Raw genomic sequence first — 6,108 nt, 5'->3', positions numbered from 1 at the left:
GTGAGCCCGGACGTCCGGACGCCGCGCGGGGAGCGGCGCGTGCGGCGGCTCCCGTGCCACATCTCGGGGCCGGGGAAGTAAGCGTGCCGGGGCAGCGTGCCGTTGAACACCAGGTGCGGGAGCATGCCGTCCGCCCACTGGCCGCGGAACAGCGACAGCAGTTCACGCTCGGCGCGGTCGCGGCGGTGCCGGGCGAGCCCCATCGCGGCGAAGGCGGAGTCCAGGCTCCACTGGTGCGGGTACAGGCCCGGCGAGGGGACGGTCGCCGTCCCCGTCCAGTTGGCGTCCAGAACCCGGGCGGCGGCCTGCCAGAGGGCGGTCTCGTCGCCGGTGAGACGGGAGCTCATAAGTGTCGCGGGTCCTCCCGGCCGGTGCGGTTACCGCGATTGTGACCGCTGGACGGCGTCCCGACGACCCCTGACGACGCGTAGCTTGTCTTCGTATGTCCCGACTCGTCCGTGATTGACCGCTGTCGGCCACCGCGCGTGGGGACGCGGCGGCGGCCGGGGCGTGGTTCAGCGGTCGTTGAGGCGCGAGCGGGAGGTGGCGCGGCCCCCGTGACCGGCCCGCTCCGGCTCCTCGTGCTCGGCGGTCTCGTGCTCGGCGGTCTCGTGCTCGGCGGTGTCCGGGTCGGCGGAACGCTCCACGGCGTCCGAGCCCCCCTCCGGACCGGCGGCCGCGGGTCCGGCGGACGCCAGCGGATCGACGTCGACGACGCCCTCGCGGCGGTTGCGGACGACCGAGGACGCGAACGACACCAGGATCAGGCCCGCGCCGATCCCGCCGGTCACCCAGTCCGGCAGCTCGTGCCCGATGCTGATCATCATGCAGACCGACAGCGCGCCGATCGCCCAGTGCGCGCCGTGCTCCAGGTAGACGTACTCGTGCAGGGTCCCCCGGCGGACGAGGTAGACCGTCAGCGACCGGATGAACAGCGCGCCGACGCCGAGGCCGAGCGCGATGACGACCGGGTCGGTGCTGATCGCGAACGCGCCGATCACGCCGTCGAACGAGAACGACGCGTCCAGCACCTCCAGGTACAGGAACAGGAAGAACCCGGCCTTGCCGGCGGCGAGCGCGGCGCTGCTCGGGCCGCGGCGGGCCCGGCCGTCCTCACCGCCCTCTCCGTCCTCCTCGGAGCCGTCCTCGTCGTCGCCCGCCTCGGAGAACATCTCGCCGAGGCCGTCCACCAGGATGTAGGTGATCATGCCGAGCACCCCGGCGATCATCACCTCGGCCGGGTCGTCGGCGACCAGGCCGGAGACCAGCGCCAGCACCCCGCCGGTGATCACCACGGGGAGCTGGTCGAGCCGGCCGAGCCGGGCGAGCGCCCGCTCGACCGGGCCGAGCCAGCGCAGCTCGCGGTCCTCGAACACCCAGTTCAGGTAGAGCATCAGCAGGAACGCGCCGCCGAACCCGGCGATCATCGGGTAGGCGTCCCGCATGATCGTCTCGTACCGGTGCGGCTCGGACAGCGCGAGGTCGAACGCCCGGGCCGGGCTCAGCTTCGCCGTGAGCGCGACGATGACCAGCGGGAACACCAGCCGCATGCCGAACACCGCGACCGCGATGCCGACCGTCAGGAAGATCTTCTGCCAGAACGGGGACATGCGGTCGAGCACCTTGGCGTTCACCACGGCGTTGTCGAACGACAGCGAGATCTCCAGGACGGCCAGGATCGCCACCAGGGCGAGCGCCTCGGGCCCCTGGTAGGCCAGCGCGGCGAGCAGGGCCGCGCCCGTGAGGGCCAGCGACCAGCCGAAGGTGCGTAGGATCATGCGCCCGGTTTCCGTGTCGAGGGTCGGTGGGGGGTGGAGCGGGTCATCGGGCCGCCAGGCCGTGGTCGAGGACGAGGTCGCGCAGGCCGCCCGGGTAGCCCCGGCCGACCGGATGGAACGTCCAGCCCCCGTCGCGGGCGGGCCGGCCGCTCCGGCCGTCCCGGGCCAGCTCGCCGAGCAGGACCGCCGTCGCCGGGTCGTCGCGGCGGGCGGGCAGGTCGTAGCGGGCCAGCTCGGCCCCGTCCGGACGCCGGGCCAGCCGGACCGACACCGCCGCGACCTGGCCGAAGCGCTGCCCCCGGTTGGCCGCGTCGAAGATCGAGACGGGGAAGGCGATGCGCGCGCAGCGGTCCGGGACGGCGGCGAGGTCCACGTCGATGATCTCGCCCGGGCCGTCCGGGGCCGGTCCGCGGTGCTCGACCGAGCCGTCCGGGCTGCGCGGGTTGTTGAAGTGGACGAAGTGGTCCTCCGAGAGGACGGCGCCCGCGTCGTCCAGCATGAGGGCCGAGGCGTCCAGGTCGAAGTCGGCGCGGGGGTCGCGCGGCGGCGTCCAGCCGAAGCCCACCGACACCGCCGGCGGGGCGGATCCGGAGCCGGGGACGCCGCTCGCTCCGGTGGGCGCAGCACCCATGACGGACCACTTCCTCGGTGTCGGCGAACCGGCCGCCGGCCGTGCGGGAGCGGCCGGACGCCGACGACAGGACGTTCTTCGACGCACTGGCGATGCTATCCGCTCCCACGGCGATCGGCTCCTCGGCTTGATCGTTTCCGGCCGCGCGCAGCGGCCGGGAGGGCGGCCGTCCGGGCGGCCGGGGCGGGCCCGCGGACCGCTCAGCCGAGCGCCGTTCGGCCGAACCGCGCTCAGCCGAACACCGCTCAGCCGAACAGGGTCTCGCCCCAGTGGCCGCCCTCGCGGACGCCCGGCGGGCACGCATAGATACCCGATCCGACGTGCTGGATGTATTCGTTCATGGCATCGGTCGCCAGATTGTTCTGGATCCGGATGAAGCCGGTGCGCGGATCCCGCTGGAAGGCGATGAAGAACAGGCCCGCGTCGAGGCGGCCGAGGCCGTCCGAGCCGTCGGTGAAGGAGTAGCCGCGGCGCAGGATGCGGCTGCCGCCGTTGGAGTCGGGGTGCGCGAGCCGCACGTGCGCGGTCGGCTTCAGCTTGGGGAGGTCGACCGGGTCGTGCTCGCGCCGCTGCCCGATCGCGGCGCCCTCGTTCTTGTCCCGGCCGATGACGTCCTGCTGCTCGCCGAGCGACGAGCGGTCCCACGTCTCGATGTGCATGCGGATGCGCCGCGCGACCAGGTAGGAGCCGCCCGCCATCCAGTCCGCGCCGTCCCGCCCGGACGCCCAGATGTGCTGGTCGAGCGCGGCCGTCTCGGTGCCGGCGACGTTGCGGGTGCCGTCCTTGAAGCCGAACATGTTGCGCGGGGTCTGCGCGTCCGGGGTCGTGGAGGACGTCTTGCCGAACCCGAGCTGCGACCACCGGACCGCGACGACGCCGAACCCGATGCGCGCCAGGTTGCGGATCGCGTGCACCGCGACCTGCGGGTCGTCCGCGCACGCCTGGACGGCGATGTCGCCGCCGCTGCGGTTCGGGTCGAGGTTGTCGCCGGGGAAGTGCGGCAGGTCGACGAGGGCCGGCGGGCGCCTGGCCTTCAGGCCGAACCGGTCCTTGCCGTCCTTCTCGAACAGGGTCGGCCCGAACCCGACCGTCAGGGTCAGCCGGGACGGCGGGAGGCCGAGCGCCTCGCCGGTGTCGTCCGGCGGGGACACCTCGGGGCCGCCGACCGCGCCCGCGCCGACGGGCCTTCCGGCGGTCATCGCGGCCGCCGCCTCCGTCCACTGCTTCAGCATCCGGACGAGCTTGGCGCGGTCGTCGGTGATGACGTCGAACGCGGCGAAGTGCAGCCGGTCCTGGACGGGCGTGGCGATCCCCGCCTGGTGCGGGCCGTGGAACGGGACGGCGGACGCGGCCCCGGCGTCGCCCTCGTCGGCGACGGCCACGGCGCGGTCGATCCCGGCTCCGGCCGCCGCGCCGACGAGCAGGCTCGCGCCGCCGAAGCCGAGCATGCGGCGGCGGGACATCCGGCCCTTCGGCGGCTCCGCGGCCGCGCGGCGGCCCGCGCGGCCCTCGTCCGAGCGGATCTCGTCCACGTGGGCGTCACCCGCGTCCGGGCGGCTCTCGCCTCCGGGCTTCCCGTCACCGCTTCCGGTCATTTGGCCACTGCTCCCGCGAGCTTGGACAGGGGCTCGCCGAGCGCGTTCACGGCGTCGCCCAGGGACTTGCGGTCTTCCTTGCCGACCGAGTCGTAGGAGACGTACCCGTCGCCCTTCTTGTACTTGGCCAGCAGCTTCTCAACGGCGGCGAAGTTCTCGTCCAGGTCCTGGGCGAGCTGCGCGTCCTTCTGCTGGACGACCGGGCGGAGCAGGTCGTAGACCTTCTTCGCGCCGTCGACGTTGCCCTTGAAGTCCCAGAGGTCGGTGTGGCTGAACGCCTCCTCCTCACCGGTGACCTTGCCGGTGGCGACCTCGTCCAGCAGCTCCTTGGCGCCGTGCGCCATGTCGTTGACGGGGTCGATCGTGAGCGTCGCCATCTGGCCCTTGAGGTTCTTCAGGTCGGCCATCAGCCGGTCGGCGTACTGCTCCTTGCCCTTGACCGAGCCGTCCTTCCACAGGGCCTTCTCCAGCAGGTGCCAGCCGGACCAGTCCGCCTTCTCCTCCGGCTTCAGGTCGGCCTCACGGGCGTCGATCTTCGGGTCGATGTCCCCGAACTTCTCCGCGACCGGCTCGATCGTCTCCCAGCCCATCCGGGACGGCGCGTACAGCTCCTTGGCCTTCGCCACGTCGCCCGCCTTGACCGCGTCGGCGAACTTCTGGGCCTTGGCGATCGTGTCGTCCACCTGCGCGAGGACGAACGTCTTGTACTCGGAGGCGGCGTCGGTCAGGCGCGGGTCGGCCGCGCCGGCGGCCCCGGCCGAGCCGGTGACCTTGATGTCCTTGGTCGGGCCCTTGCCCGTCTGGCCCGCGCTGCAGAGCGCCTTGTAGTCGCCGGCGGCCAGGTTCACCACGAAGTTCACCGTGGTGCCGGGGCCGATGTTCTCCCGCTCGGCGATGATCTTGCCGTCCGGGCGGAGGATCTCGAACTCGTTGGCCTGCGAGCCCTTGTTGAACACCTTGAAGGTGATCTTGCCGGCGGGCAGGTCCGTCTTGGCGACCTCGCACGCGTCGTCCGAGGCGGTCACCTTGATCGCGTCACCGCCGCCCTTCGCTCCGTCGCCGTCCCCTCCGCAGGCCGCGAGCAGGGACGCCGAAAGGGCGGAGACGCCCGCGAGGGCGAGCAGGGACGAGGAACGCATGCGGACTCCAGGACGGATGCCGGACTATTCGGCTATTCGGTAAGGCTTGCCTAAATTAGCTGAACCTAACCTCGTGACGTCAAGTCACCCGCCGGACAGTGAGAAGAACCACCCCGGACACCCTCCGTTCGCCGCGCTCCGCAGGAAGGCGAAACCCACGGGACGCCGGGCGTCTCCGGGGACCTGAGCGCCGGTCAGCGCCCGGGGTCGCGGAGGCCGATGGTCAGATTCCGCGCGGCCATCGGCGGTCCGCCGGCCGCGGCCTCCGGGTTGTACGGAGGCACCGCACCGCCCTGCTGGTACTGCTGCGGCTGGTTCTGGACGTTCTGGACGGGTTCGATCCACACGGCCGTCCCGTACGCGCACACCTCGTGCCCGCCCCCGGCGCCGAGCGCCACCGTGTCCAGCCGCATGCCGACCACGGCGTTCGCGCCCTTGCGGCGGGCGTCGTCGGCGAGCCGCTCGACCGCCTGCCGCCGCGCGGCCAGCAGGCCGGCCCCGGCCTGCTCGCCGGTGTTCACCCGGAACGTCCCGCTGGACCCGCCCCCGGGCGCCGCCGCCTGATCGGTCTGGACGGCCGCCCCGAGCGCCTCGCCGAGCATCCCCCGGATCGCGTACCCGGCCACCGCGTCAGTCGTCACGATCAGCATGGCACCCCACGCTACCGTCCTCCTCCGACATGTGCGCCTTGTCCCCTCTTCCGCCCTCGTATCACCTCCCCCGAAAGCCCCGGCTCCGACTCGCACCGTGTCCCATGTGCGGGACCCGGCGCGAGCCGGAACCGGGCGCGGACCGGAACCGGGCGCGAGCCGGAACTGGGCGCGAGCCGGAACTGGGCGCGGGCCCCAACCGGGAGCGGGCCCCAACCGGGAGCGGGCCCCAACCGGACGCGGACCGGGACCGGCGGCAGGCCGGAGCCGGGGCGTCAGGATCCGGTGCGCGCGATGTACGGCCGCATCACGGAC

The 6,108-nt window shown here is 73.1% G+C and carries 6 protein-coding genes; all 6 read right to left on the bottom strand.

Annotation, left to right across the window (positions count from 1 at the left end):
- Positions 1-347, bottom strand: a 347-nt coding sequence (locus tag AB0J52_RS23425) for an MGH1-like glycoside hydrolase domain-containing protein (protein WP_500184135.1), incomplete at its 3' end; no start/stop codon positions are given.
- Positions 348-515: 168 nt separating this feature from the next.
- Positions 516-1,778 (bottom strand): DUF475 domain-containing protein, encoded by a 1,263-nt coding sequence (locus AB0J52_RS23420; protein WP_500184133.1) that lies wholly within the window; start codon positions 1,776-1,778, stop codon positions 516-518.
- A 43-nt stretch (positions 1,779-1,821) separates the two neighbouring features.
- Positions 1,822-2,409: a TerD family protein gene (locus AB0J52_RS23415; RefSeq protein WP_500184131.1), complete on the bottom strand. Its 588-nt coding sequence runs from the start codon at positions 2,407-2,409 to the stop codon at positions 1,822-1,824.
- A 245-nt stretch (positions 2,410-2,654) separates the two neighbouring features.
- The gene (gene efeB, locus AB0J52_RS23410) at positions 2,655-4,004 is read right to left on the bottom strand and encodes an iron uptake transporter deferrochelatase/peroxidase subunit (RefSeq protein ID WP_500184128.1); all 1,350 of its coding nucleotides are present in this window, start codon (positions 4,002-4,004) and stop codon (positions 2,655-2,657) included.
- The gene (efeO, locus tag AB0J52_RS23405; RefSeq protein WP_500184127.1) at positions 4,001-5,143 is read right to left on the bottom strand and encodes an iron uptake system protein EfeO; all 1,143 of its coding nucleotides are present in this window, start codon (positions 5,141-5,143) and stop codon (positions 4,001-4,003) included. Before efeO ends, efeB begins: the two co-directional genes overlap by 4 nt.
- A 194-nt stretch (positions 5,144-5,337) precedes the next feature.
- Positions 5,338-5,793, bottom strand: a complete 456-nt coding sequence (locus tag AB0J52_RS23400) for a YbjQ family protein (RefSeq protein ID WP_500184125.1) — start codon at positions 5,791-5,793, stop codon at positions 5,338-5,340.
- Between the last annotated feature and the right edge of the window lie 315 nt (positions 5,794-6,108).

Source organism: Spirillospora sp. NPDC049652 (assembly GCF_040675125.1).
Lineage (GTDB): Bacteria > Actinomycetota > Actinomycetes > Streptosporangiales > Streptosporangiaceae > Spirillospora.
This window is presented reverse-complemented; position numbering and strand designations above follow the sequence as displayed.

Coding starts and splice junctions, on each gene's coding strand:
- efeB (WP_500184128.1), bottom strand. CDS start 4,004: ATGACCGGAAGCGGTGACGGGAAGCCCGGAGGCGAGAGCCGCCCGGAC.
- AB0J52_RS23400 (WP_500184125.1), bottom strand. CDS start 5,793: ATGCTGATCGTGACGACTGACGCGGTGGCCGGGTACGCGATCCGGGGG.
- AB0J52_RS23420 (WP_500184133.1), bottom strand. CDS start 1,778: ATGATCCTACGCACCTTCGGCTGGTCGCTGGCCCTCACGGGCGCGGCC.
- efeO (WP_500184127.1), bottom strand. CDS start 5,143: ATGCGTTCCTCGTCCCTGCTCGCCCTCGCGGGCGTCTCCGCCCTTTCG.
- AB0J52_RS23415 (WP_500184131.1), bottom strand. CDS start 2,409: ATGGGTGCTGCGCCCACCGGAGCGAGCGGCGTCCCCGGCTCCGGATCC.